At 68.1% G+C, this 24,677-nt stretch carries 24 protein-coding genes; 18 read left to right on the forward strand and 6 right to left on the reverse strand.

The window, feature by feature from the left end; translation table 11 throughout:
- Nucleotides 1-429: 429 nt before the first annotated feature.
- The 8 genes from dnaK to GGR03_RS21390 all read left to right on the forward strand — a co-directional run bounded on the left by dnaK (nt 430) and on the right by GGR03_RS21390 (nt 8,265).
- Complete coding sequence (gene dnaK / locus GGR03_RS21355; protein WP_183210818.1) at nt 430-2,358, forward strand: molecular chaperone DnaK; 1,929 nt, start codon at nt 430-432, stop codon at nt 2,356-2,358.
- Nucleotides 2,359-2,567: 209 nt separating this feature from the next.
- Nucleotides 2,568-3,650, forward strand: coding sequence for an acyltransferase family protein (locus tag GGR03_RS21360; protein WP_252920339.1), 1,083 nt, complete (start codon nt 2,568-2,570; stop codon nt 3,648-3,650).
- 136 nt (nt 3,651-3,786) lie between these two features.
- Nucleotides 3,787-4,929, forward strand: coding sequence for a molecular chaperone DnaJ (gene dnaJ / locus GGR03_RS21365; protein ID WP_183210819.1), 1,143 nt, complete (start codon nt 3,787-3,789; stop codon nt 4,927-4,929).
- A 112-nt stretch (nt 4,930-5,041) separates the two neighbouring features.
- Nucleotides 5,042-5,728, forward strand: a complete 687-nt coding sequence (locus tag GGR03_RS21370) for a phospholipid methyltransferase (protein ID WP_252920338.1) — start codon at nt 5,042-5,044, stop codon at nt 5,726-5,728.
- Nucleotides 5,725-6,327, forward strand: coding sequence for a methyltransferase domain-containing protein (locus GGR03_RS21375; RefSeq protein ID WP_252920337.1), 603 nt, complete (start codon nt 5,725-5,727; stop codon nt 6,325-6,327). Before GGR03_RS21370 ends, GGR03_RS21375 begins: the two co-directional genes overlap by 4 nt.
- Nucleotides 6,324-6,908, forward strand: coding sequence for an NADPH-dependent FMN reductase (locus GGR03_RS21380; protein WP_183210821.1), 585 nt, complete (start codon nt 6,324-6,326; stop codon nt 6,906-6,908). The genes GGR03_RS21375 and GGR03_RS21380 overlap by 4 nt, the downstream gene beginning before the upstream one ends.
- 102 nt (nt 6,909-7,010) lie before the next feature.
- Nucleotides 7,011-7,613 (forward strand): HdeD family acid-resistance protein, encoded by a 603-nt coding sequence (locus GGR03_RS21385; protein ID WP_183210822.1) that lies wholly within the window; start codon nt 7,011-7,013, stop codon nt 7,611-7,613.
- Nucleotides 7,614-7,617: 4 nt separating this feature from the next.
- Nucleotides 7,618-8,265, forward strand: coding sequence for a hypothetical protein (locus tag GGR03_RS21390; RefSeq protein ID WP_183210823.1), 648 nt, complete (start codon nt 7,618-7,620; stop codon nt 8,263-8,265).
- A 19-nt stretch (nt 8,266-8,284) separates the two neighbouring features.
- Here the strand turns inward: GGR03_RS21390 and GGR03_RS21395 are convergent, their stop codons facing one another.
- Entirely contained in the window at nt 8,285-9,040 is a 756-nt protein-coding gene (locus GGR03_RS21395; RefSeq protein WP_183210824.1) for an SDR family NAD(P)-dependent oxidoreductase, read from the reverse strand.
- A gap of 173 nt (nt 9,041-9,213) precedes the next feature.
- Between GGR03_RS21395 and GGR03_RS21400 the strand changes: the two genes are divergently transcribed.
- Genes GGR03_RS21400 through hrpB form a run of 4 tightly spaced genes read left to right on the forward strand, consistent with a single transcriptional unit; the run spans nt 9,214 to nt 15,273 of the window.
- On the forward strand, nt 9,214-10,437 hold the full coding sequence (locus tag GGR03_RS21400) for an ABC transporter substrate-binding protein (protein ID WP_183210825.1): 1,224 nt from the start codon (nt 9,214-9,216) through the stop codon (nt 10,435-10,437).
- Complete coding sequence (locus GGR03_RS21405; RefSeq protein WP_252920336.1) at nt 10,413-12,158, forward strand: ABC transporter permease family protein; 1,746 nt, start codon at nt 10,413-10,415, stop codon at nt 12,156-12,158. The genes GGR03_RS21400 and GGR03_RS21405 overlap by 25 nt, the downstream gene beginning before the upstream one ends.
- Nucleotides 12,155-12,811 carry an ATP-binding cassette domain-containing protein gene (locus GGR03_RS21410; protein ID WP_183210826.1) on the forward strand — a complete coding sequence of 219 codons (657 nt, stop codon included), beginning with the start codon at nt 12,155-12,157 and terminating at the stop codon, nt 12,809-12,811. The genes GGR03_RS21405 and GGR03_RS21410 overlap by 4 nt, the downstream gene beginning before the upstream one ends.
- Nucleotides 12,808-15,273, forward strand: a complete 2,466-nt coding sequence (hrpB, locus tag GGR03_RS21415; protein WP_183210827.1) for an ATP-dependent helicase HrpB — start codon at nt 12,808-12,810, stop codon at nt 15,271-15,273. The genes GGR03_RS21410 and hrpB overlap by 4 nt, the downstream gene beginning before the upstream one ends.
- Before the next feature lie 69 nt (nt 15,274-15,342).
- On the opposite strand, the gene GGR03_RS21420 is transcribed toward hrpB, so the two are convergent.
- Nucleotides 15,343-15,840: a DUF892 family protein gene (locus GGR03_RS21420; protein ID WP_183210828.1), complete on the reverse strand. Its 498-nt coding sequence runs from the start codon at nt 15,838-15,840 to the stop codon at nt 15,343-15,345.
- A 158-nt stretch (nt 15,841-15,998) separates the two neighbouring features.
- Between GGR03_RS21420 and GGR03_RS21425 the strand changes: the two genes are divergently transcribed.
- Together GGR03_RS21425 and GGR03_RS21430 are read left to right on the forward strand one after the other, a co-directional pair.
- Nucleotides 15,999-17,348 carry an ActS/PrrB/RegB family redox-sensitive histidine kinase gene (locus tag GGR03_RS21425; RefSeq protein ID WP_183210829.1) on the forward strand — a complete coding sequence of 450 codons (1,350 nt, stop codon included), beginning with the start codon at nt 15,999-16,001 and terminating at the stop codon, nt 17,346-17,348.
- A gap of 154 nt (nt 17,349-17,502) precedes the next feature.
- Nucleotides 17,503-18,066: an ActR/PrrA/RegA family redox response regulator transcription factor gene (locus GGR03_RS21430; RefSeq protein WP_183210830.1), complete on the forward strand. Its 564-nt coding sequence runs from the start codon at nt 17,503-17,505 to the stop codon at nt 18,064-18,066.
- A gap of 54 nt (nt 18,067-18,120) precedes the next feature.
- On the opposite strand, the gene GGR03_RS21435 is transcribed toward GGR03_RS21430, so the two are convergent.
- Both GGR03_RS21435 and cueR read right to left on the reverse strand, forming a co-directional pair.
- Nucleotides 18,121-18,630, reverse strand: coding sequence for an MmcB family DNA repair protein (locus GGR03_RS21435; RefSeq protein ID WP_183211069.1), 510 nt, complete (start codon nt 18,628-18,630; stop codon nt 18,121-18,123).
- Between the two features lie 73 nt (nt 18,631-18,703).
- Nucleotides 18,704-19,099 carry a Cu(I)-responsive transcriptional regulator gene (gene cueR, locus GGR03_RS21440; protein WP_183210831.1) on the reverse strand — a complete coding sequence of 132 codons (396 nt, stop codon included), beginning with the start codon at nt 19,097-19,099 and terminating at the stop codon, nt 18,704-18,706.
- Between the two features lie 235 nt (nt 19,100-19,334).
- Between cueR and GGR03_RS21445 the strand changes: the two genes are divergently transcribed.
- Nucleotides 19,335-20,063, forward strand: a complete 729-nt coding sequence (locus GGR03_RS21445; RefSeq protein ID WP_183211070.1) for a L,D-transpeptidase — start codon at nt 19,335-19,337, stop codon at nt 20,061-20,063.
- Between the two features lie 95 nt (nt 20,064-20,158).
- On the opposite strand, the gene GGR03_RS21450 is transcribed toward GGR03_RS21445, so the two are convergent.
- Nucleotides 20,159-20,824 carry a ceramidase domain-containing protein gene (locus GGR03_RS21450; protein WP_183210832.1) on the reverse strand — a complete coding sequence of 222 codons (666 nt, stop codon included), beginning with the start codon at nt 20,822-20,824 and terminating at the stop codon, nt 20,159-20,161.
- Nucleotides 20,825-20,861: 37 nt separating this feature from the next.
- Complete coding sequence (locus GGR03_RS21455) at nt 20,862-21,272, reverse strand: VOC family protein (protein WP_183210833.1); 411 nt, start codon at nt 21,270-21,272, stop codon at nt 20,862-20,864.
- Between the two features lie 313 nt (nt 21,273-21,585).
- Between GGR03_RS21455 and GGR03_RS21460 the strand changes: the two genes are divergently transcribed.
- From GGR03_RS21460 to GGR03_RS21470, 3 genes are all read left to right on the forward strand, one after another.
- Complete coding sequence (locus GGR03_RS21460; RefSeq protein ID WP_183210834.1) at nt 21,586-23,157, forward strand: SLC13 family permease; 1,572 nt, start codon at nt 21,586-21,588, stop codon at nt 23,155-23,157.
- Nucleotides 23,158-23,312: 155 nt separating this feature from the next.
- A complete protein-coding gene (locus GGR03_RS21465; protein ID WP_183210835.1) occupies nt 23,313-23,741 on the forward strand; it encodes a DUF2852 domain-containing protein in 429 nt (142 codons plus the stop codon).
- 141 nt (nt 23,742-23,882) lie between these two features.
- Nucleotides 23,883-24,632 carry a M48 family metallopeptidase gene (locus GGR03_RS21470; protein ID WP_183210836.1) on the forward strand — a complete coding sequence of 250 codons (750 nt, stop codon included), beginning with the start codon at nt 23,883-23,885 and terminating at the stop codon, nt 24,630-24,632.
- The last annotated feature ends 45 nt before the right edge of the window (nt 24,633-24,677 follow it).

Below are 24,677 nucleotides of genomic sequence, written 5' to 3' on the forward strand. Positions count from 1 at the left end.
GAAATCGATGAAGAGAAGCGGCGTGTCAGAGAACGCCGATGAGCGACAGAACGATGGCGACCACGACGACCAGCCCGACGATGTAAATGATACTGTTCATGACGGTACTCCAGTTGCGAAGACCCCGCACAGGCTGGCTGGGCCACCCGATTCAAGGTCGTTATGGTCGGTAAAGGGAACGAAGACGGTTGCGGTTCCCTACCATCGTGCATTCTCTCGGGCCCAGGGGTTGGATCGCGCCGCTCCTCACGAAAGCGCGACCATCTGCCTTGCGCGCCCAAATCCCGGTTCATATATAGCCGCCAGCCCCGCAGAGCCTGATTGTTCAACGGTTTTGGCCCGGCGGTGTTTCCAAGAATTCTGGGGGCTGCCCTTGGCGGAATGCCTCTTAGAGGGTCCCGGGTGGCTCGCTCGCAAAGGAGAATGCTCATGGCGAAGGTAATCGGTATCGACCTTGGCACCACCAATTCCTGTGTGTCGGTCATGGACGGCAAGACCGCCAAGGTGATCGAGAACGCCGAAGGCGCACGCACGACGCCGTCGATGGTCGCGTTCACGGACGACGGCGAACGGCTCGTCGGCCAGCCGGCCAAGCGCCAGGCGGTGACCAATCCGGAGAACACGCTTTTCGCGATCAAGCGCCTGATCGGCCGGACCTTCCAGGATCCGACCACGCAAAAAGACAAGGGCATGGTCCCCTACAAGATCGTGCGCGCCGACAATGGCGACGCCTGGGTCGAGGCCGAGGGGACGAAATACTCGCCCTCGCAGATCTCAGCCATGATCCTGCAGAAGATGAAGGAAACGGCTGAAGCCTATCTCGGCGAGAAGGTCGAGAAGGCCGTCATCACCGTCCCGGCCTACTTCAACGACGCCCAGCGCCAGGCGACCAAGGATGCCGGCAAGATTGCCGGCCTCGACGTGCTGCGCATCATCAACGAGCCGACGGCCGCTGCGCTCGCCTACGGTCTCGACAAGAACGACGGCAAGACCATCGCGGTCTACGACCTTGGCGGCGGCACGTTCGACGTGTCGGTTCTGGAGATCGGCGACGGCGTGTTCGAGGTGAAGTCGACCAACGGCGATACCTTCCTCGGCGGCGAGGATTTCGACATGCGCCTCGTCGACTACCTCGCGTCCGAGTTCAAGAAGGACCAGGGCATCGACCTGAAGAACGACAAGCTCGCGCTGCAGCGCCTCAAGGAGGCGGCCGAGAAGGCCAAGATCGAGCTGTCCTCGGCCTCGCAGACCGAGATCAACCTGCCGTTCATCACCGCCGACGCCTCGGGGCCGAAGCACCTGACCATGAAGCTGACGCGCTCGAAGTTCGAGAGCCTGGTCGATGACCTTGTGCAGCGCACCGTCGAGCCCTGCAAGGCGGCGCTGCGCGATGCCGGCCTGACCCCGGCCGACATCGACGAGGTGGTTCTCGTCGGCGGCATGACGCGCATGCCGAAGGTCCAGGAGACGGTGAAGAACCTGTTCGGCAAGGAGCCGCACAAGGGCGTCAACCCGGACGAAGTCGTCGCCATGGGCGCGGCCATCCAGGCCGGCGTGCTGCAGGGCGACGTCAAGGACGTGCTGCTGCTCGACGTGACGCCGCTGTCGCTCGGAATCGAGACGCTGGGCGGCGTCTTCACCCGCCTGATCGACCGCAACACCACGATCCCCACCAAGAAGAGCCAGGTGTTCTCGACCGCCGAGGACAACCAGAACGCCGTGACCATCCAGGTCTACCAGGGCGAGCGCGAGATGGCTGCCGACAACAAGTCGCTCGGCCGCTTCAACCTCGAGGGCATTCCGCCCGCACCCCGCGGCGTGCCGCAGATCGAGGTCACCTTCGACATCGACGCCAACGGCATCGTCAACGTCTCGGCCAAGGATAAGGGCACCAACAAGGAGCAGCGGATCACCATCCAGGCTTCCGGCGGTCTGTCCGATGCCGATATCGAGCAGATGGTGAAGGACGCCGAGGCCAACGCCGAGACCGACAAGAAGCGGCGGGCAACCGTCGAGGCGCGCAACCAGGGCGAAAGCCTCGTCCACTCCGCTGAGAAGTCCCTCGCCGACTACGGCGACAAGGTTTCCGCGGATGACCGCGCGTCGATCCAGACCGCGATCGACGAGCTGCGCGCCGAGCTGCAGAACGAGGCGGCCGACGCCGACTCGATCCGCGCCAAGAGCGACCGGCTGGCCGAAGTGTCGATGAAGCTCGGCCAGGCAATGTACGAGGCCGCGCAGGCCGGCGACGCTGCCGGCGAAGCGGGCGGCCAGGATGCCTCGGCATCGGGCAAGGACGACGTGGTCGATGCCGACTTCGAGGAAGTCGACGACGAGGACCGCAAGAAGTCGGCCTGACGCTCCAAGCCTATCGTGACAGTCAGAAGCCCCGGCGGAACCATCCGCCGGGGCTTTTTCGCTCCGTATGGATCCGGCGGGCGGCTACTGCGCTGTTAACGCAATTTTCACCTTCCGCTTGCACGCTGGGCCGCCGGTAGTGCCAATGGACGGCGTTTCACGTCGGGCTTCCGCGTATCGCGCTGCCCCGCATCGGACCGGAGCGTGCCGTGTATTTCCGCCTGTTCGACTGCTGGCGCTTCGTCGCCGCCATCCTCATCATGGCCTATCATTTCCTGTTCGCCGCGCCCTACGGCGCCGAGGTCGGCACGGAATTCCTCCGCCGGCTGCTGCCGCTGCTCGACATGTTCTTCATGATCTCCGGCTTCTTCATCACGACGCGCTACGGCAGCGAATTGCGCGGCCTGTCCGACTATCGCGGCTTCCTGCGGCGGCGGATTGCCCGGCTCTATCCGCTGCACGTCATCGTCACGCTGTTCTTCGTCGCCGTGGCGGTCGCGGCGATGCTCGCCGGCGCCGACAATTACCCCTGGGCGAGGGAACTGGAGGCGGTGCCGCTGCATCTGCTGGCGGTGCACGCGCTCGGAACGACCGACCATCTGGCGCTCAACTACGTCTCCTGGTCGGTCAGTGCCGAATTCTTCTGCTACGCCGCATTTCCCCTGATCATCCTGGCCACACGCTGGAAGGGCTTGCCGGGGCTCTGCCTGTTTACCGCTTGCTGGCTCGCCGGTCTCGAACTCGCGTCGCGCTGGGGCGTCTTTCCGTCGGGCCACTGGACGTCCGCCGACACGATGGGTGCCTACCGGGCGTTTGCCGATTTCTGCATCGGCGCGTGCATCGCCGGGGTCGTCGCCCGGCGATCGCTGGACATCCGCTCGCACCTTCCCGGCCTGGCGCTGCTCGCAGCGGCCGTCGGTGCGATGATCGGCCAGATGCCGACCTATCTCGTGCTGGTGCTGCTTGCCGCCTCGCTGACCGCCACGGCACTGGCGGAAACCGCCCGGCCGCATTCGACCGCCGCGCTGCGTTTCGCCATGCCGGTGACCCGCGTATCCTTCGGCATCTATCTCTGGCACCCGGTGATGGAATTCCTCTTCCTCACCGTTCTCTGGACTCGCTGGATCGAACCGACGGGTATGATCGACTTCTACGTCTTCTGGCTGTTGCCGATGGCGGCGACGCTCGCGGTGGCAATACTGTCGGACCGTTATCTGGAGAAGCGCTTCGGTGCGCTGATCGCCGGCCCGAGGCCGCGGCCGGCCGGCGAAGCGCAGCTCGCCTCCGCCTGAATCCGGGCGATTCCAATCCGGCTGCCGCTATGGTAACCCCCGGCGGCCATTCCTACATGCTGGGCTTGCGACGAAAGGCGTCACCGGCGCCGTCGTCTGCTGCGTCCAGCCCGCCGAACAACCGATGGAAGCGTGAATGAAGGCCGATTACTACGAGATGCTCGGCGTGTCCCGCGAGATCGACGAAAAGGGACTCAAGGTCGCATTTCGCAAGCTCGCGATGCAGCACCATCCCGACAAGAACCCCGGTGACGCTGCGGCGGAAGTAAAGTTCAAGGAACTCGCCGAGGCCTACGAGGTCCTCAAGGATCCCCAGAAGCGTGCCGCCTACGACCGGTTCGGCCATGCGGCGTTCCAGAACGGCGGCGGTGCCGGCGGCTTCCGCGGCGATTTCGGCTCCTCCATGGCCGATATCTTCGACGACATATTCGGCGAGATGATGGGTGGGCGCGCCCGCGGCGGGCGCAGTGCCGGCGGCTCGGGCCGCGAGCGCGGCTCCGATCTGCGCTACAACATGGAGATCTCCCTGGAGGAGGCCTTCGCCGGCAAGACCGCCGAGATCAGCGTTCCCACCACCATCCAGTGCGATGAGTGCACCGGCTCGGGCGCCCGCCCGGGCACCAGCCCGCAGACCTGCCCGACCTGTGGCGGCGTCGGCCGCGTCCGCGCCGCCCAGGGCTTCTTCTCGATCGAGCGGACCTGTCCGAACTGCGAAGGTCGCGGCCAGGTCATCGCCGACCCCTGCCGCAAATGCGGCGGCGACGGGCGGCTGCCGGAAGAGCGCAAGCTGTCCGTCAACATCCCGGCCGGGATCGAGGACGGCACGCGCATCCGCCTTGCCGGCGAGGGCGAAGCGGGGCTGCGCGGCGGCCCTCCCGGCGACCTCTACATTTTCCTGTCGGTGCGCCCGCACGAATTCTTCCAGCGCGACGGGGCGGATTTGTTCTGCAAGGCGCCGATGTCGATGATCACCGCCGCTTTGGGCGGGCATTTCGACGTCAACACGCTGGATGGCGCCACCACGCGGGTCAAGGTTCCCGAGGGAACCCAGACCGGCAAGCAGTTCCGGGTCCGCGGCAAGGGCATGCCGGTGCTGCGCTCGACGCAGACCGGGGATCTCTTCATCCAGGTGACGGTCGAGACGCCCCAGAACCTCTCCCGGCGCCAGCGCGAACTGCTCGAGGAATTCGAGGAGCTGTCCTCTTCGGAGACGTCGCCGCAGTCGAACGGCTTCTTCGCCCGCATGAAGGAATTCTTCGAGGGGTTGAGCGAGACCTGACATGCGCCATGTGCAGGGATGTGCCTCTGATGCTGGCGGTGTCGTGACTTCGTAACAGTATTGGGCGACATACGACCGGGGCAGGTGGCTCCGCACGATGGGAGTATCGCCAGTGTTGGTAACGCCTGAGCCGCGGCTTCCGCAGCGGACGCGTCCGCGCCTGAAGGTCAGCGACGAGGCCCGCTTCTTCAAGGGATGGCTGCAGCGTCCGCTGGTGATGGGAGCGGTCTCCCCGTCGTCGCGCAGCCTGGGGCGGGCCATGGCGGCCTACGTTCCTGATCCATCGGGCTTCGACGAAACGTCGCTCGTTCTGGAACTTGGCCCTGGCACGGGGGTCGTCACGAAGTGCCTGATCGAGCACGGCGTTCCCGAATCGGCTCTGGTCCTGGTCGAGTACTCGCAGGAATTCTGCATTCTCTTGCGTTCGCGTTTTCCGGCTGCCCGGGTGATCCAGGGCGACGCCTACGCCGTCCAGGAGACACTGCGCGAGGTCCTCAAGGGCCGCCGGGTCGAGGCGGTGATCTCCGGCTTGCCGCTGTTCACTAAGCCGGATGCCAAGCGCGAGGAGGTCATCGGCGGCGCGCTGCGCCAGATGCCGGAAGGCGCGCCCTTCATCCAGTTTTCCTACGCGCTGACCGTGCCGGTGAAGCCCGAGCGCATCGGCGCCCGGCTGGAGACCAGCCCGTGGATCAAGCGCAACCTCCCGCCGGCGCGCGTGTTGGTCTATCGCGCGGCGAATGGACAGCCGGCAGCGGCCAAAGCAAAGGCGGGACGGACATGGCGACGAACGGCGAAGTGAGTAACGCAGGCGGGGGCGACTGGGCGCGGTTTTTTGCCACCTGGGTAAAGCATCCGGTCAAGATGGGCGCGGTCGCGCCGTCGAGCCCATCCTATTGCGCGATGATGGTCCGGCACGCCACCACGTCGCTGGACGGACCGATCCTCGAACTCGGACCCGGGCTCGGCGTCGTGACCCGCGCGCTGCTCAGCGCCGGCGTTGCTCCGGAGCGTATCACCTCGATCGAATACGATGCCGAGTTCGCCAGCGAACTGAAGCAGCGCTTTCCCAAGGTGAACGTCATCCAGGGCGACGGCTTCGACCTCGACAAGACGCTCGGCGCGCGTCGCGACCAGAAATTCGCCGCCATCCTCTTCGCCATCCCCATCGTCAGCTTTTCGCAGGCGAAGCGGCAGGCGCTGTTCACCGACTATTTCTCGCGGCTCCTTCCCGGCGGCAATCTCACCCAGCTCTCCTATCTCTGGAAGCCGCCGGTCGAGCCCGTAAAGGGCGTCTTCACGGTCTCGCACTCGCCCATCGTCTGGAGCAACATTCCGCCGGCAAGGGTCTGGGTCTACGATCAGGACCCGGCGGTCGCGGCAAGGGCCGCAGCGCATTGACCGTCAATGTCCTCGTCGTACCCGGCTCGCTGCGCCTTGCCTCCCACAACCGCCGGCTGGCCGCCGAGGCGACGCGAATGCTGGCGATGTCCGACGCCGTGGTGACGCTGCTCGACCTCGCCGACTATCCGCTGCCGATCTATGACGGCGACCACGAGGAGGATGAGGGCGTGCCGCAGAACGCGGTCCTCCTGGCGCAGCGTATCGCCGCCCAGGACGGGCTCCTGCTGGTCAGCCCGGAATACAACCACTCGCTGACGCCGCTGATGAAGAACACGATCGACTGGGTCAGCCGGGTGCGCAAGGTGCAGGGCCGGCCGATCCAGCCGTTCAAGGGCATCGTCGCGGGCCTGGCATCGACGTCGACAGGCCGCTTCGGCGGCATGCGGGGCCTCGAGGCGCTGCGCATCGTCCTGCGAGCGCTGAACGCCGAGGTCCTGACCGAGCAGTGCACCGTGCCCAATGCCGCCGCCAGTTTCGACGAGACCGGTCGGCTCGCCGACGATGTCGCGCGCACCGCGCTCGAGGCCCTCGTCGACAAGCTTCTCGACACGTCCCGCAGCCTCGGCCGCCACGCCTGAGGCCATGCCGGCGTAGGTGGCGGTAGCACCGGGCGAGACGGAATGCGCCGTCATGTTGTACCGTTCGTCTGGGTATCCTCTCTCGCCGAAAGGGAGACTGCAATGACTGTCGATCCCGCCCCCCGTCCGCGCCCGCACGCAGGTCCATCGGGCCTCGCCGAGCGCTATCTCCACGATCACTGGAAGTTCTATGCCTTCCAGGGTGCGCTGATGATCCTCGTCGGCCTCCTGGCGCTGCTCGCGCCCTGGGCCGCGACCCTCGCCTCGACGCTGTTCTTCGGCTGGCTGCTGGTCTTCGGCGGCATCGTCGGGACCGTCTCTGCCTTCCGGGCGCGCGGCGCGCCGGGCTTCTGGTCCAACCTGATCCTCGCCGTGCTCGCAATCCTGCTCGGCCTCGTCATCATCTACGATCCTTTCGCGGGGTCGGTGACGCTGACATGGATGCTGGCGCTGTATTTCCTGATGTCCGGCATCATCAACATCGTCATCGCCCAGGCGGTGCGCGCCTCGACCGGCCGCTTCTGGCTGCTGCTGGTCTCCGGCGTGATCAACATCGCGCTGGCGATCTTCCTGGTGCTGGGCCTGCCGGGCACGGCGGTCTGGGCGATCGGCCTGTTCCTCGCCGTCTCCTTCATCAGCTCCGGCGCGGCGCTGCTGTTCGCGGCGCTCGGGTCCCGGAACGGACCCGCGGGCCGGACGATGTAGCTTGATGGCCGCTTCATCGAAGCACGTGGTCGAGAGACTGATGACGCGCTATGGCGGCGAGACTTACGCCCAAGCCATGGGTCTCGATCTGTCGCAGAATACCCCGATGCCGCTCTTCCTCTGGCTGGTGGCGGCAAACCTCTTCTCCGCCCGCATCGGCGCGGAGCAGGCGCTGCAGGCGGCCAAAGCGCTGAAGGCGGGGGGACTGACCAGCGCCGAGCGCATGGCCGCGGCGACATGGAAGGAGCGGGTGCTGATCCTCAATCGCAACGGCTACGCCCGGTTCGACGAGAAGACCTCGACCTTTCTGAAGGACATGGCCGACCATTGCCTGGAAGCCTATGGCGGCGACCTGCGCAAGCTGCGTGAGGCGGCCGGACGCGATCCCGCCGAGGAGCGCCGGCTGCTGAAGCAGTTCAAGGGGATCGGCGACGTCGGCGCCGACATCTTCTTCCGCGAGGTGCAGCGCGTGTGGGACGAGCTCTACCCGTTCGCCGACGCCCGCGCGCTGAAAGCCGCACACAAGCTCGGCCTCGGCGACGATGCGCAGACACTCGCCGCCCATGTCGAACGCGCGAAGTTCCCCGCCCTGCTGACCGCGCTGGTCAGGGCCGATCTCGACAAGGCGCTGGGCGACTTGGCCGCCGCATGAAACGCGGTCTCAGCCGCCGTCAGACGTGCTGGCCGCCATTGATGTGCAGCTCGGCGCCGTTGACGTAGGACGACTGGTTCGAGCACAGGAAATAGATCACGTCGGCGACCTCCGCCGTCTGGCCGAGCCGGCGCAGCGGGATGTCGTCGATCATCTTCTCCGTCCCCGGCGACAGGATCGCCGTCTCGATCTCGCCCGGCGCGATTGCGTTGACCCGGATTCCCGAAGGGCCGAAATCCGCCGCCATCTCGCGGGTCAGCGAGTTGAGCGCCGCCTTGGACGTCGCATAGGCCGTGCCGGCGAAAGGATGCACCCGGCTGCCGACGATCGAGGTGACGTTGACGATCGAGCCGCGCGCCGCCGCAAGCTCCTTGAACAGGCCGCGCGCCAGCATGATCGGCGCGAAGAAGTTCACCTGGAAGACGTCGCGCCAGACATGCATCGGCGTGCGGATAGAATCGAGCCGCGCGCCGGCTTCCGCCTTGGGCGAGATCGCGGCGTTGTTGACCAGCGCGTGCAGCTCCGAGCCGTTGGCCTCGAGCCGGCGGCGGATCTCGGAGATCGCGTAGCCGACATCCTCCTGGTCCGACAGATCGACGCGGATATGGTCCTCGGGCCCTGCCGGCCAGGGGCAGTTGTCGGCGAATTCCTGGCGCGAACAGGTTATCACGCGCCAGCCCTCGCGGGAGAAGCGCTTAACGGTCGCGTGGCCGATGCCGCGCGAGGCACCCGTCAGGACCAGTGTCTTGCGGTCGTCGCCTGGTGTCTGCGACATCGGCGGATCTCTTTCGGTTGGACGCGCGTGGCAATTGCCATCACACGTCAATCAAGGCAATGCGAGCGGCCGCGGCACCCGTTGCTTTTAGCACGGGTGCCGGGCCATCTGGCACGATGTGAGGCCAAGCAGCGAAAATGTCGAGTGGGCATGCGGTGAACGGAGAGTGCGGGATGATCGTCAAGTGGCTCAGGCTAGGCGCACTGGTCGGGCTTTTCGCTTCGGCAGCGCTGCCGGCTGTCGCGGCCGACCCCGATCCCGCCGACTGGCCGGCGGTGGAGGCGGCGGCTTCGGGTCAGACCGTCTACTTCAATGCCTGGGGCGGCTCGTCGGCGATCAACGACTACATCGTCTGGGCCGCGGGGGAGGTGAAGCGCCAGTTCGGCGTAACGCTCGATCACGTCAAGCTCGAGGACACCGCGACGGCCGTTGCCAAGGTGGTCGCCGAGAAGGCCGCGGGTCGCGACGACGGCGGCTCGGTCGACCTGATCTGGATCAACGGCGAGAACTTCGTCTCGATGCAGGAGCAGGGGCTGCTGGCCAAGGGCTTTGCAACCAGCCTGCCGAACTGGCGCTATGTCGACACTGACAATCCGAGTGTCACCACCGACTTCACCGTGCCGACGCTCGGCCAGGAATCGCCCTGGGGCGGGGCCAAGATGGTGTTCTTCACCGACACCGCCCGCTCCGGCCCGATTGCCGACATGCCGGCCGACACAGATGCGCTGCTCGCCTGGGCGGCTGAACATCCAGGCCGCTTCTCCTATCCCGCGCCGCCGGATTTCGTCGGCTCGAGCTTCCTCAAGCAGGTGCTGATCGAGCAGATCGAGGATCCCGCGCTGCTTGCCGAACCGGTCGACGACGCAACCTTCGCGACCATCACCGCGCCGCTCTGGCAATGGCTGGACGAGATCCGGCCCGTGCTCTGGCGCGAGGGGCGCGACTATCCGCAGAACTATCCGGCGATGAAGCAGCTTCTGGCCGATTCCGAGCTCGACATCATCTTCGCCTTCAACCCGGCCGAGGCCTCGGCGGCCATCGCCGCCGGCGAGCTGCCGGACACCGTGCGCTCCTTCACCTTTCCGGGCGGCACGCTCGGCAACACGCATTTCGTCGCCATCCCGTACAATTCCAGCGCCAAGGCCGGGGCGATGGTGGTGGCGAACTTCATGCTCTCGCCGGAGGCGCAGATCCGCAAGGAAGATCCCCAGTTCTGGGGTGACCCGACCGTGCTCAAGCTGGACAGTCTGCCGAAAGCCGACCGCGAGGCCTTCGCCGCCATCGACCGGGGCGTGGCCACCCTGGCGCCCGACGAACTTGGCCCGGTCCTTCCCGAGCCCCACGCCTCTTGGATGATCCGCATCGAGGAAGAGTGGACGAAGCGCTACGGCAGTTGAGGCCGTCCGGGCAGGGCGCCGTGCGCGGCCTGGCGCTTCCCTGGCTGATCGCGCTGCTGCTGGCCGCCCCCGTCGCCGTCGGGCTGGCGGGCGTGGCGCTGCCGGCCTTCGGCTATCTGCCAGCGCTCGGCGGAGACAGGCTATCGCTCGCGCCGTTCCGCCAGCTTCTCGCCGAGCCGGGCCTTGCCGCATCGGTGGGACTCAGCCTTGCCGCCGGTCTCCTGACGACCCTCGTCTCCGTCGCCGGTGTGGCGATCTTCCTCGCCGCCTTCTTCGGCACGCAGGCCTTCCGTGCCGCCCGCCAGGGCCTGGCGCCGCTGCTGGCGGTGCCGCACGCCGCCGCCGCCTTCGGCCTGCTCTTCCTCATCGCCCCTTCGGGCCTGATCTTCCGGCTGGCCGCGCCGGTGCTGGGGCTTGACCGGCCGCCGGACCTCCTGATCGTCGGCGATCCGCTGGGCCTGTCGATGATGGCGGCGCTGATTGCCAAGGAGATGCCGTTCCTGCTCCTCGTCGCCTTCGCGGCGCTGCCGCAGGCCGAGCCCGAGCGGCGGATGCAACTCGCCCGCTCGCTCGGCTATGGGCGGATGGCGGGCTTCCTCCTCACCGTGTGGCCGACGGTCTACCGGCAGATCCGCCTGCCGATCGTCGCCGTCGCGGCCTTCGCGTCCTCGGTGGTCGACGTCGCGATGATCCTCGGTCCCTCGACCCCGGCACCGCTGGCGGTGCGCCTGCTCTCCTGGATGAACGATCCGGATCTGGCGCAGCGCTTCGTCGCCTCGGCGGGCGCGCTGTTGCAGCTTGCCGTGACGCTGACGGTCATCCTCGCCTGGCTCGGCCTGGAGCGTCTCGCCCTGGCGCTCCGGCGGCTGCTGTCGCGCTCGGGCCGGCGCTTCGCCGCGGACGGCCCGGCGCGGCGACTTGCGGCGCTGCCGGTTGCGCTGTCGGGGTTGGCGGTGATCGTTGGTCTCCTGCTGCTGCTCCTGTGGTCCTTTGCCGGCTTCTGGGCCTTTCCTGACCTTGCGCCGGCCGAACTCACGCTGCGCAACTGGCAGCGGGCCCTCGCCAGCGCCTCCGGCCCGCTCTGGACGAGCTTCGTCGTGGCACTTTCGGCAGCGCTTCTGGCGCTCGTGCTGGTCGTGCTGCTGCTGGAAGGCCGGCGCCGGCGGTTCCCGGCGGCTCGGGCCGGCGAGGTCCGGCTCACCTCGACGATCGCCGGGCTGATCTACCTGCCGCTGATCGTGCCGCAGGTGGCCTTCGTCTTCGGGCTGCAGGTGCTGATCCTCGGCGCCGGGCTGACGCCGTCGCTGCCTCTGCTCGTCGCGGTGCACCTCGTCTTCGTCGCGCCCTATGCGGCGCTGGCGCTGGCCGATCCCTGGTTCGCGCTTGACCCGCGCTACGAGCGCGTTGCCGCAAGCCTCGGCCGCGGGCGTCTGACGGCCTTCACACGAGTCCGGCTGCCGCTGCTGGCCGCCCCCGTCATGACCGCGCTCGCGATCGGCTTCGCCGTGTCGATCGGCCAGTATCTGCCGACCGTGCTGATCGGTGGGGGGCGGCTGCCGACCATCACGACCGAGGCGGTGGCGCTCGCCGCCGGCGGCGACCGTCGCGTCATCGGCGTCTATGCGCTGCTCCAGACGCTCCTGCCCTTCGCCCTGTTCGCGCTGGCGGCCCTCGTGCCGGCCTTGCTTGCCGGCCGCCGACGCGGCATGAGGGCCGCATGACCAACGAGGACGAGGGGCTGCGGCTCGACAGCCTGACCGTCCGGCTCGGCACGCGCCGCCTCTTCGCCATCGACAGCCATGTCGCGGGCGGCGAGACGCTGAGCGTCATGGGCCCATCCGGCTCCGGCAAGTCCACTTTGTTCGCGCTGATCGCCGGCTTTCTCGATCCCGCCTTCACCGCCAGCGGCAAAGTGCGCCTCAACGGCCGCGACCTCACGAGCCTTCCGCCCGAGCGCCGGCGCGTCGGCCTGCTCTTCCAGGACGCGCTGCTCTATCCGCACATGTCGGTCGGCGGCAATCTGCTCTTCGCCCTGCCGCCGCATCTGCGCGGCCGCCGCCGGCGGTTGGACGCGGCCGAGGCGATGCTGGCGAAGGTCGGGCTCGCCGGCTATCTCGGCCGCGACCCCGCGACGCTCTCCGGCGGCCAGGCCGCGCGGGTGGCGCTGGCCCGCACGCTGTTGGCCGAACCCGAGGCGCTGCTGCTCGACGAACCGTTCTCGCGGCTCGATGCGGATCTGCGCTCGACTGTCCGCGACCTCGTCTTCGCCATGGTCGCCGAGCGCGGCATCCCGGCCGTCCTCGTCACCCACGATCGCGACGACGCGGCGGCGGCGGGCGGGCCGGTGATCGACCTTGCGGACCACACGGCATGACGCGACCGCCGCTCCCCGACCTGCCGGTCTCCGCCGTCCTCGACGAACTCGCCGAAGCGCTGGAGACCCGCCGCCGTGCCGTCCTTGTCGCCCCGCCCGGCGCCGGCAAGACCACGCTGGTGCCGCTGCATCTCCTCGGCGCGGCGTTTCGCGGCGACGGCAAGATCCTGCTCATCGAGCCGCGGCGCCTCGCGGCGCGGGCAGCGGCGCGGCGGATGGCCCAGATCCTCGGCGAGGCCGTGGGCGAGACCGTCGGCTGGCGCATGCGGCTCGACACGAAGGTCTCGGCCCGGACGCGGATCGAGGTGATCACCGAAGGCGTCTTCACCCGGATGGTGCTGTCCGATCCGGAGCTTGCCGGCGTTGCCGCGGTGATCTTCGACGAGTTCCACGAGCGTTCGCTGGACGGGGATTTCGGCCTCGCCCTGGCGCTCGACGTCGCCTCGGCGCTGCGGGAGGACCTCCGCCTCCTCGTGATGTCGGCGACGCTGGACGGCGCGCGTGTCGCCAGGCTGCTCGGCGACGCGCCGGTGGTCGAAAGCCAGGGCCGGGCCTTTCCGGTGACGATCCGCTACCGCGACCGGCCGGGCACCGAGCCGGTCGAGAACGCCGTCGCCGCCGCCGTCCGGGCGGCTCTGGCCGAGGAAACCGGCAGTCTGCTGGTGTTCCTGCCCGGCCAGCGCGAGATCGAGCGCGTCGCCGAGCGGCTGCGGGACGGCGTGCCGGCGGGCGTGATCGTCGCGCCGCTCTACGGCGCCATGGAAGGCGCGGCGCAGGATACCGCCGTGAAGCCGGCCCCCGCCGGCACGCGCAAGATCGTGCTGGCGACCTCGATCGCCGAGACCTCGCTCACCATCGACGGTGTCTCGGTGGTGATCGATTCGGGCCTCCGGCGTCGGCCGGTGTTCGAGCCGGCGACGGGCCTGTCGCGGCTGGAGACGGTGCGGATCTCGAAGGCTGCCGCCGACCAGCGGGCCGGGCGCGCCGGGCGTACCGCGCCCGGAACCGCGATACGGCTGTGGCGGGCGGAGCAGACCGCGGCGCTCGAGCCCTTCGACCGCCCCGAGATTCTCGCCAGCGACCTTTCCGGCCTGGTGCTCGACTGCGCCGCCTGGGGCGTCGGCGAACCGGCCGAGATGGCCTTTCTCGATGCACCGCCGGCGCCGGCAGTGGCGGAGGCGCGGGCCCTGCTGGTCGAACTCGGCGGACTGGGTGCCGATGGGCGGCTGACCGACGAGGGCGCGGCGATGCGGGCACTGCCGCTGCCGCCGCGGCTTGCCCGCATGGTGGTCGGCGCTCCGCCGGCAGCGCGGCGCGATGCGGCGATGCTGGCGGTGCTGCTCACCGAGCGCGGCCTTGGCGGCACCGACAACGATCTTGGCGAGCGGCTGCGGCGCCTGCGCAATGACGACGGGCCACGCGCCCGCGGTGCCGCCAAGCTCGCCCGGCGCATCGCGGCGACACCCGGCATTCCCGATTCCGCCGACACCGAAGCGGGCAGCGAGCCGGGCGATCTCCTGGCGCTCGCCTATCCCGATCGCGTCGCCATCGCCCGCGGCGCGCGCGGCCATTTCGTGCTCGCCAACGGGCGCGGCGGCGTGCTCGACGCGTCGCACGCGCTGGCGCGGGAGAAGTTCATCGTCGTGGCCGAACTGCAGGGGGCCGCACGGGCCGGGCGCATCCTTGCGGCCGCGGCGCTGCCGGCGGCCTCGATGGAGCGGCTGGTGGCCGAACGCGGGACAGTCGAGGATGTTGTCGGCTTCGACATGGCGGCACGGCAGGTGCGTGCCCGCCGCGTCCGCCGTCTGGGCCGGGCGACGCTGGAGGAAGCGCCGCAGCCGGTGCCGGCCGGCGAAGCCGCGGCGACAGCACTCGCCGATGGCATCCGCCGGCTCGGCTTCGCGTCACTGCCCTTCGGCAAGGATGGCGAGCGGCTCTTGCGGCGGATGCGGTTCCTCGCTGCCGCCTACGGCCCGCCCTGGCCGGACCTGTCGGACGAGGCGCTGCTGGCCTCGCTGGAAACCTGGCTGATGCCCTATCTGCCGGGGGCGACCGGGCTGGCCCAGATCGCGCCGGGCGCACTGTCGGAAGCCTTGCGCGGGCTCTTGCCGGAGGGCGTCGCCAGCCGGCTCGACGCGATGGCGCCGACGCATTTTGCGGCGCCCACCGGCTCGATGGTGCCGATCCGCTACGAGACCGACCAGCCGGTGCTGGCGATACGGGTCCAGGAATTGTTCGGCCTGATCCGCCACCCGACCATCGCCGACGGTCGGCTGAAGCTGACGCTGGAACTTCTGTCGCCGGCACACCGGCCGATCCAGATCACCCGCGACCTGCCGGGCTTCTGGGAAGGCTCATGGGCGGATGTGCGGGCCGAATTGCGCGGGCGCTATCCCAAGCACGAATGGCCGGAGGACCCGGCACGGGCTCGGGCAACGGCGAAAGCCAAGTCGCGCCGCTGAGGCGACCTCGCGGCGCGGCCATCCGGTCGACGGTCGGAGAAGGGGCGGCTGGAACCGCCCCTCGTTTCGTCAGCTCATGGCGGCTTCGTTGATGCCACCGGTGGCGATGGCGGTCATCGTGTCGTCACCGTCATAGGTGGCGTCGAGGCATTCCTGCAGCTTCTCGCGGTCCGACTCCAGGCCGAGCCGCTTGGCGAAGGCGACGAGGCAGCCATAGCCGGCAATGCCGTAATGCGTCATGCGCTGGTACTGGGTGATGATCATCGCGTCGCGCGCGTCGGGATCGGTGATCTCCTCCTCGATCGCATGGGCGCGGGCTTCCTTCACTAGCCCTTCCATGCCGCGGCAGAACTCGCCCTTCGGATCGGCACCGTGCGCGGTGATCAGCTCCTTGAGCGTGGCCATGCCTTCCTCGATGCCTTCGACGCCTGCCTCCAGCGCTTCCTTCAGGTTCGCGTCGTGCGCCTTGGCAGCCAACTCGCGCGTGACCTTCGCCGCCTGGGAATCGGCGCTGTAGAGGTCCTGCAGCTGGTCGATATAGATGTCCTTGAGATTGTTCAGAGCCATGGGGCGTCCTTTCCTGATGGGTTGATCAGGTAAGCCTTCGACAGGCTGCCGTGTTCCATGATCGATGCGCGCGGCCGCCGCGCCGACACGGCCCCGTTGTCGCTGCTGCGCCGCTTTGCCCACTGTCGCCTCCCCGCGCCGGGCGCTAGGTGTGGCGGATGGATCAAGCCACCCGAGCCAGCTTCAACCTGCGCCTGCCCGCCTTCGTCACGATGATGCGCGAAAGCCAGCGGCTGCGCCTCGCCACGCTGGTGCGGCTGCGCTGGCTGTCCGTGGCCGGCCAGACCGCGGCCTGCGTCTTCGTCGCCTGGGGCCTGTGGTGGCCGTTCCCGATCGCCGCCTGCCTGATGCTCATCGCCATGTCGGTGGCGCTGAACGTCTATCTGACGCTGCGGTTTCCGGCGAGCCGGCGCATGTCGCCGACTTCGGCCGCGGCGGTCCTCACCTTCGACATTTTGCAGCCGACGGGCCTCCTGTTCCTGACCGGCGGCATCGAGAACCCGTTCACGGTCTTCCTCGTCGTGCCGGCGATCATCGCCGCGGCGACGCAGCCGCCGCTCACCACCGTCGCGCTCAGCGTCCTCGCCGTCGCCGCGACCACCTTCCTTGCCGCCTACCATCTGCCGGTTCCCTGGCCGGAGGGCCATTCGCTGATGCTGCCGCCGAGCTATGTCGGCGGCCTGTGGTTCGCGATCGTCACGACGCTGGTCTTCGCCTCGATCTACATCTACCGCGTCGCCGCCGAATCGCGTGCGCTGGCCGATGCGCTAAGCGCCACGGAACTGGTCCTGCAGCGCGAGCAGCATCTGTCGGCCCTCGACGGCCTCGCCGCGGCCGCCGCGCACGAGCTCGGCACGCCCCTCGCCACCATCGCGCTTGTCGCCAAGGAGATGGCGGCGCAGGTTCCCCGCGACGACCCGCAGCGCGAGGATGTCGAACTGCTGGTCGAGCAGTCCGAACGCTGTCGGACGATCCTTCGCCAGCTGAGTTCCCTCTCCTCGGCCAGCGAGTCGCACCTTGCCCATCTGTCGGTGACGTCGCTGATCGACGAGGTCGCCGAGCCGCACCGGCACTTCGGCGTCGCGGTGCGGGTGGTGATGCGCGAACGCGCCGGGCCGGAGCCTGTCGCCCGGCGCAATGCCGGGATCGTCTACGGGCTCGGCAATATCGTGGAAAATGCCGTCGACTTCGCCGCCGCCGACGTGACGATCGCCATCGGCTGGACCGAGCGCGAGATCCGCATCGTGGTGGAAGACGACGGACCGGGCTTCGCCCCGGAGATTCTCGGCCGTATCGGCGATCCTTATATGTCCGACCGCGAGCCGGCCGAACGCAAGGGCGGCGGCGGCCTGGGCCTCGGCCTGTTCATCGCCAAGACGCTGCTGGAGCGCTCCGGCGCCACCGTCAGGACGGCCAATTACGAGGATGGTCTGCGCAGCGGCGCCCGCGTCGAGATCGTCTGGCCGCTCGACGTGTTCCTCGCCAGCCGCTCGGCGAGCCGGGACTGACCCGTTGCACAGCCGGGTTGTCTTGGAAGCATTCGGGATCACGTGGCGGTCACGATTGCCGTGAGGGCAGGCCCTGGCCGTTGAAGGCGACATGCCTGGCCCCATGTCAGTCTTCGGCTCGATCGAGCGCTTCACGGGAGTGCATGAGATGTTGATGGAAGAGACTGCGGCCGCCCCTGCCAGATTGCCGGAAGGGAACCGTTCACTTCTCCTGGTCGACGACGACCGGCCCTTCCTGCAGCGCATGAGCCGTGCGCTCGAGCAGCGCGGCTTTGCCGTGACCACCGCAGAGAGCGTCGCCGACGGCATCGCGGCGCTTCGCAACGCCGCCCCGGCCTACGCGGTCGTGGACATGCGGCTCGCCGACGGCAACGGTCTCGACGTCATCGAGGCGCTGCAGCGGGCCCGCGAGGATGCCCGCGTCGTGGTGCTGACCGGCTACGGCAACATCGCGACCGCCGTGACCGCCGTGAAGCTCGGCGCCATCGACTATCTCGCCAAGCCGGCCGATGCCGATGAAGTGATCGGCGCCCTGACCCGCGATCCCGGCGATCGCGCCGCGCCGCCGGAAAACCCGATGTCGGCCGACCGGGTCCGCTGGGAACACATCCAGCGCATCTACGAACTCTGCGACCGCAACGTCTCGGAAACCGCGCGGCGTCTGTCGATGCACCGCCGGACCCTGCAGCGCATTCTCGCCAAGCGCGCCCCGCGCTGAGACCATCGGCACCGGCCCTTCATCCAATCTCCGCGGCCATGAGCCGCGGAGGGATCAGCCCTCGTCTTCAAAACCCAGCAGCCCGGTCATGAACGGGTTCGCGGCCCACTCAGCCTGCAGCAGGCGGTCAGCGGAAAGCCGCGCGAAGCGCAGTGTCAGCGCCTTTCGCGTCGCCGGCGCGAGCTTGGCCGGCTCGGCCTCGCGCAGGATCTCGGCGCTGTAGCCGTCCGACAGGATCAGGCCGCAGCTCGGCGGGAATATATCGACCGGCACGCCCGGATGGGTGGCGAAATACAGCCGGTCGCAGTGCAGCTGATAGACCGGCCATTTTCGATCCGTACGAAAATCCTCGATCGAGGTCTTGATCTCGATGATCGAGAATTCGCCCTTTTCCGACAGGCACAAAAGATCCGCGCGGCGCCCCGACACCAGCGGAACCTCTGGCAGCACGGCGACGCGGCTGGCCATCATCAGCCGCTGCACGCCGCGCCGGACCATCAGCGCGCGTTCGGACTGGCGACCGTCGACCAGCGGATCGACGCGGAAGGGAGCAACCAGTGGCATGCCGCAGAAATAGCCGGCATCCCGGCGCGGCCGCAAGCAAAAACGAACAAACCGGAAACGACTCGCGCCAGGATCAGGCGTCGGCGCGCCCGGCGATCTCCTCGAGGATCGGGCAGTCCGGCCCGCCGCCACCCTGGCATTGCTCGGTCAGGTCGACCAGCACGCGCTTCAGCGACATCAGTTCGGCGATCTTGCGGTCGATCTCGGCCATGCGGCGGCTGGCCAGCCGCTTGACGTCCTCGCTCTTGCGGTTCTCGTCCGCATAGAGCGCCAGCAGACGACGTGCCTCCTCGATGGAGAAGCCCAGCGAACGCGAGCGCTGCAGGAAGCGCAGCATGTGCACGTCGCGGTCGCGATAGTTGCGGTAGCCGTTGCTCGATCGCGCCGGAGTCACCAGCCCGACTTCCTCATAGTAGCGCAACGTCTTCGGCGGCAGACCCGATAGTCTGGACGCCTCTCCGATGTTCATGAGAAGCCCTCGCCGGTCGCTTCGATGTCCACGCGCGGTGAGATGTTGCGGCAGCTTGGCCCGTCAACTGTCACCCGCTGGCAACAAGGCCTTTCTTAACCATCTCGGTGCCTAATGCTGCCATTGCTTCGCCAGATTGCGCAGCCTATCGAGGGACTGGCTCAAGATGGCCGGGACCGTGAAGGCAGCGCAGCCTGACGACGGCCCCACCCATCGCACCGAAATTGGCATCGTGATGAAGATCAAGTCGTTCCTTCTCGTCGGCGTCGCTGTCGCGTCCATCGCCACCATGGCGGGCTGCGCGAGTTCCCAGCGTGCGTCCCTGCAACCGTCGAGCGTTTCCGCCGCCTATACGGGGCCGGACGGTCTGCAGAACGGTGGCAGCATGGCCGCCGCTTCGGCCCTCGGCTACGGCGGCACCGTCGATGACGGCTACACGCTGCCGCCGATCCCGACCCAGAAGATCGATCCGCAGTATCTGCGCCAGCGCGTGACCTTCGAGGAAGGGCGCGAGCACGCGCCGGGCACCGTCGTCGTCGACACGCCGAACCGCTTCCTCTACGTCGTCGAGCCCGACGGCATGGCGATGCGCTACGGCATCGGCGTCGGCAAGACCGGGTTTTCCTGGGCGGGCGAGGCCAATATCCGCAACAAGCAGCATTGGCCGAAATGGTTTCCGCCGGCCGAGATGATCGACCGCAAGCCGGAGCTCGAGCCGTATCGCCAGGGCATGGATCCCGGTCTTCAGAACCCGCTCGGCGCCCGCGCCCTCTATCTCCACCAGGGCGGCAAGGACACGCTGTTCCGCCTGCACGGCACGCCGGAATGGTGGACGATCGGCACGGCGGCCTCGTCGGGCTGCATCCGCCTGATGAACCAGGACATCATCGATCTGTACGAGCGCGTCCCGATGGATGCCAAGGTCGTGGTTCGACAGGGCGCGGAGCGGCTAGCCGCTCGCTGACGCGAACACGGGCGCCGCGCCGCGACGCCCCGACAAGTTACCAAGGCGGGGGACCGCCAGGGCCGGATGCTTCGGGGGAGGCGTCCGGCCCTTTTTTATGCCGCACCGAGGCCGTTACGCCGCGGCGCTCCCTGGATCGCCGCGACCAGCAGCAGGCCGAGGGTCGTGGCGTTCAGGACGTGCCAGGCGAAATGCGTGCCGAGCGGCCAGCCGGCGCAGAGCGGCTGGTCCGCCATCCGGAACGCCAGCGACAGCGCGAAGACGAAGCCGGCTGCCAGCACCAGCGGGCCCTGGGCCTGTTTCCTCAGGGTCAGCGCCCCGCCGATGCCGATCAACGCCAGCAGCCCCGGGACGTATCCGGACGAGGAGCCGGCCAGCGGCGCAAGCACGGGCCCTGCCAGCAGCGACGCGCCGAGGAAGGCCAGCGTCGCCAGCGCGGCTATGGATGGCCGCCATCCGACGAACCGCACCAGCGCCAGGCCGAAATAACCGTAGATGAACACCGCGATCGGCAGGACGTCGGCGAGGCTCGACCAGCGATTGGCGAAGGTGTGGAAGAGAAACGAGCCGATTCCGATCACGGCGACCAGGACCACCAGCAAGAGGCTTGCCGGATCGCGCGTCCCGGCGCGGCGCCAGAGGCCGAAGCCGATCAGCGCTGCAAGGAGAAAGGCGGCATTGGTGACGGCGTTGACCGGCTCGGCCCAGAAAGCCTCGCTCGTCCGCTCGCAATAGGCGTCTATCGCCTGGAACCAGTCCACGAGGTTCGCGTCTCCGGGCCGGCGATCCGGGCGCCCGTCACTCGCCGACCTTCCACGGATTGTAGGTGCCGAAGTTCCACAGATGGCCTTCCGGGTCGCGGCAGGAAAACTCCCGTGACCCGTAGCTCTGGTCGCGAAGATCCATGACGATGGTGGCGCCTGCCGCCCGGGCCGCCGCGTAGAGCTGCTCGACGTCCTTCACCACCACATACGGGCTCTGGCTGACCGGTCGATCGCCGGCCGGCGGCGCCTGCAGGGAGCCGAAGGCATCGTCGCGCGCATCGCCCAGCATGACCATGCCGTCGCCGTATACGAGCTCGGCATGAACGATCCCGCCATTCTCGCTTTCGTGGATGGCATGCCGTTCGAAGCCGAACGTGTCGCAGAGCCAGGCGATCATCGTCTTGGCGTCCCGGTAGCGCAGCGTCGGAATGATTGTCGAAGCCATGCTGGACCTCCCCGGCTTGCCTTGTGCGCTCGGCGCAGAGGCGCCCCGGTGTGCCTGATCATCATCGCACGGACCTTCGAGCGTCAAGCCTGGCCCGCTGAGCCTCCGAAAGTGGCTGGCGGGACGGCGATTTTGGCTGGATCGGGCGAACGGGCATCGGGAACGGATCTGCGCTTACCGGGGAGCTGGGAGGTCGGCACCCTTACCGGGCCCATGCGTCAGCGCGATGACACGGGCGTTAAGTTTCTCCAAGGCGTTGGCGGAGCCGGCTTTTTCGCCTATCACCGCGCGCAACGCATTCGGAGGGCACGAGATGGCGGCAGCGAGCAAGCGGAACAGGAACCGGCCGACGGGCAGCGGCAATCGCACGAAATCGTCGCCACCGGAGGCCGAGGATGCCGGCTCCCTGCGCCTGCTGCCGGCACTCGTCGGGATCGCCGTCTTCGTCCTTTTGTTGCTGCTGCCTGCCCCGGATGGGCTGAGCCCGGAAGCCTGGGCCGTCGTCGCCGTCGCCGCTCTGATGATCGTCTGGTGGATCACCGAGGCCGTGCCGGTGCCGGTGACCGCGCTTCTGCCGCTGGCGCTGTTTCCGTTCCTCGGGGCACGGTCGATGGGCGAGGCCGCCTCGCCCTATGCCGACCCGGTGATCTTCCTCTTCATGGGCGGGTTCATCCTGGCCAAGGCCATGGAGCGCTGGGGCCTGCATCGGCGGGTGGCGCTCAACATCGTCTCCCGGACGGGTTCGCGCCAGCACAACGTCGTCGGCGGCTTCATGATCGCCACGGCGTTCTGCTCGATGTGGGTGTCGAACACCGCGACGACGGTGATGATGCTGCCGATCGCCCTCTCGGTGGCGGAGCTTCTCGATCCGGAAGGGCGTACCGACAGCAAGTTCTCGATCGCGCTGCTCCTCGGCGTCGCCTACGCGGCCTCGATCGGCGGCGTTGCGACGCTGATCGGCACGCCGCCCAACGCGCTGCTCGCCGGCAGCCTGAACCAGGCCTATGGCTACGATCTCGGCTTCGGCCGCTGGATGCTCATCGGCCTGCCGGTCGCAATCGTCATGCTGCTGATCTCCTGGCTCCTGCTGACGCGCTTCGTGGTGCGCCTCTCGACCGGCGAGATCGAGGGCGCGACAACGCTCATCGGCTCGGAACTCGCCGGCCTCGGCAAATGGTCGCGCGCCGAAGTGCTGGTTGGCATCGTCTTCGTCGTGACAGCATTCCTCTGGGTATTCCGCACCTCGCTCCAGTCGATCCTGCCGAACCTCAACGACAGCAGCATCGCCATTGCTGCGGCCGTCATCCTGTTTCTGCTGCCGTCCGGCCGCAAGCCCGGCGAGGCCGTGCTCGACTGGGGGACAGCGGCAAAGCTGCCGTGGGGCATTCTCCTGCTCTTCGGCGGCGGGCTCAGCCTTGCCAGCGCGGTGGCGGGCACCGGCCTCGACCAGTGGATCGGCGAGGCGCTCGGCTCGACGGCGAGCTATCTGCCGCTGATCGGCCTCGTGGCTCTGGTGACGCTGGTCATCCTGCTCCTGACCGAGTTCACCTCGAACACCGCGACGGCGGCGACCTTCCTGCCGCTGGTGGCGGCCTTGTCGCTGACATTGGGAGAGAATCCGCTGATGCTGGCCGTCCCGGCGGCGCTGGCCGCGTCCATGGCGTTCATGCTGCCGGTTGCGACCCCGCCCAACGCGATCGTCTTCGCCTCGGGCAAGATGTCGATCCCGACCATGGCAAAGATCGGCGTATGGCATAATCTCGCCGCCCTCATCGTCATCTCGAGCCTTGGCTACCTGCTGCTGACGACGCTGTTCGGCGTGACGATGGGCGAGGTGCCGGACTGGGCGAGAGGGGCAGATCCCGTTCCGGCGGCGGGCGGCTGATCGCGGAATCGGCAGCCCTCCTCGGGTCTGCCGATTTTTTCCCGCAGACGATTGAACGGGGGTTCGCCACTCACCATTTCGAAACTGTGTAGAGGAGTACTAACTCCCGCGGTGCTCGCGCATCGCGGCCATTTTCGAAAAGGAACGTGACTGCGATGACTTCGCAAGCTTTGATTCGTCCTGCCTGGACACCCGCAACCATCGCCCTGATGATCGGTGGTTTCATGATCTTCTGGCCGCTTGGTCTTGCCATGCTGGCTTATATTCTTTGGGGTGACCGCCTCGAAGGCTTCCGCCGTGATGTCGGCCGCTCGACGGACCGCTTCATGGGCTCGATGCGCCGTACCGGCATGGGGCAGCCTTTCGCGACCCAGACCGGCAACGTCGCCTTCGACGATTGGCGCGAGAAGGAACTCGCCCGTCTCGACGCCGAGCGCCGCCGTCTGCATGACGCCGAGGCCGAGTTCGCCTCCTATGCCCGCGAACTGCGCCGGGCGAAGGACCAGGAGGAGTTCGACCGCTTCATGGCCGAGCGCCGCAACCGTCGTGATGACGGCCCGATCGTCGACGGCCAGCCGGCCTGATACGGCCGTCGGTATCGCCGATGAAACAGTGTATGGCGGCGTCCTTCGGGCGCCGCCATTTTTCGTCCCGGCCGGTGTAGAATGCGATTCGCCTTCCTCGGTGCATCGGCCCGACCTTCAACTGATGTCGTTCGTCCTTTCATGAAATTTCTTTTGCGCCGGGCCACCGCCGACCTGCCCGTGCCGGATCGCCTGGAACTCGCCGGCGGCCCGCTGCCGGTCACCGTGCGCCGCAACCCGCGGGCCAAGCGGATAATCCTGCGCCTTGCGCCCGGGGGCGCCGGCGTCGTGGTCACGGCGCCGCGCTCGACCCCCGCACGCACTATCAACGAATTCCTGGAGCGGCATCGCGGCTGGGTTGAGGGCCGCCTGGCGCGCATCCCGGCGTCGATCGCCGTCGTCGACGGGGCGACACTTCAGCTGCGCGGTGAGGCCGTCTCGCTGGTTCATCGCCCGGATCTGCGCACGAGCCGCTTCGAATCCGGCGAGGCCGGCGGACGCCTCCTGATCGGCGGCGACGCGAGGCATTTCGCCCGGCGGGTGGCCGACGCGCTGAAACGCGAGGCGCGGCGCGATCTCGAAGCGTCTGTCGCGCGTCATGCCGCCTCCGTCGGTCTCCAGCCCCGCGCCATCACGCTGAAGGATACGCGCAGCCGCTGGGGCTCCTGTACCGCCGACCGGCGGCTCGCCTTTTCCTGGCGGATCGTCATGGCGCCGCCCGCCGTGCTCGATTATCTCGCCGCCCACGAGGTGGCGCATTTCCGCGAGATGAATCACGGGCCGGGCTTCTGGGCGCTCTGCCGCGATCTCTGCCCCGAGATGGATTTCGGCCGCGACTGGCTGAAGCGGCACGGGGCGCAACTCCACGCGATCGATTTTACGCCTCGCTGATTGCCGGCACGTCGGCGCCCACGCTCTCACGAACATCGACAAACG

This window comes from Aurantimonas endophytica (genome assembly GCF_014196845.1).
Classification (GTDB): Bacteria; Pseudomonadota; Alphaproteobacteria; order Rhizobiales; family Rhizobiaceae; genus Aurantimonas; species Aurantimonas endophytica.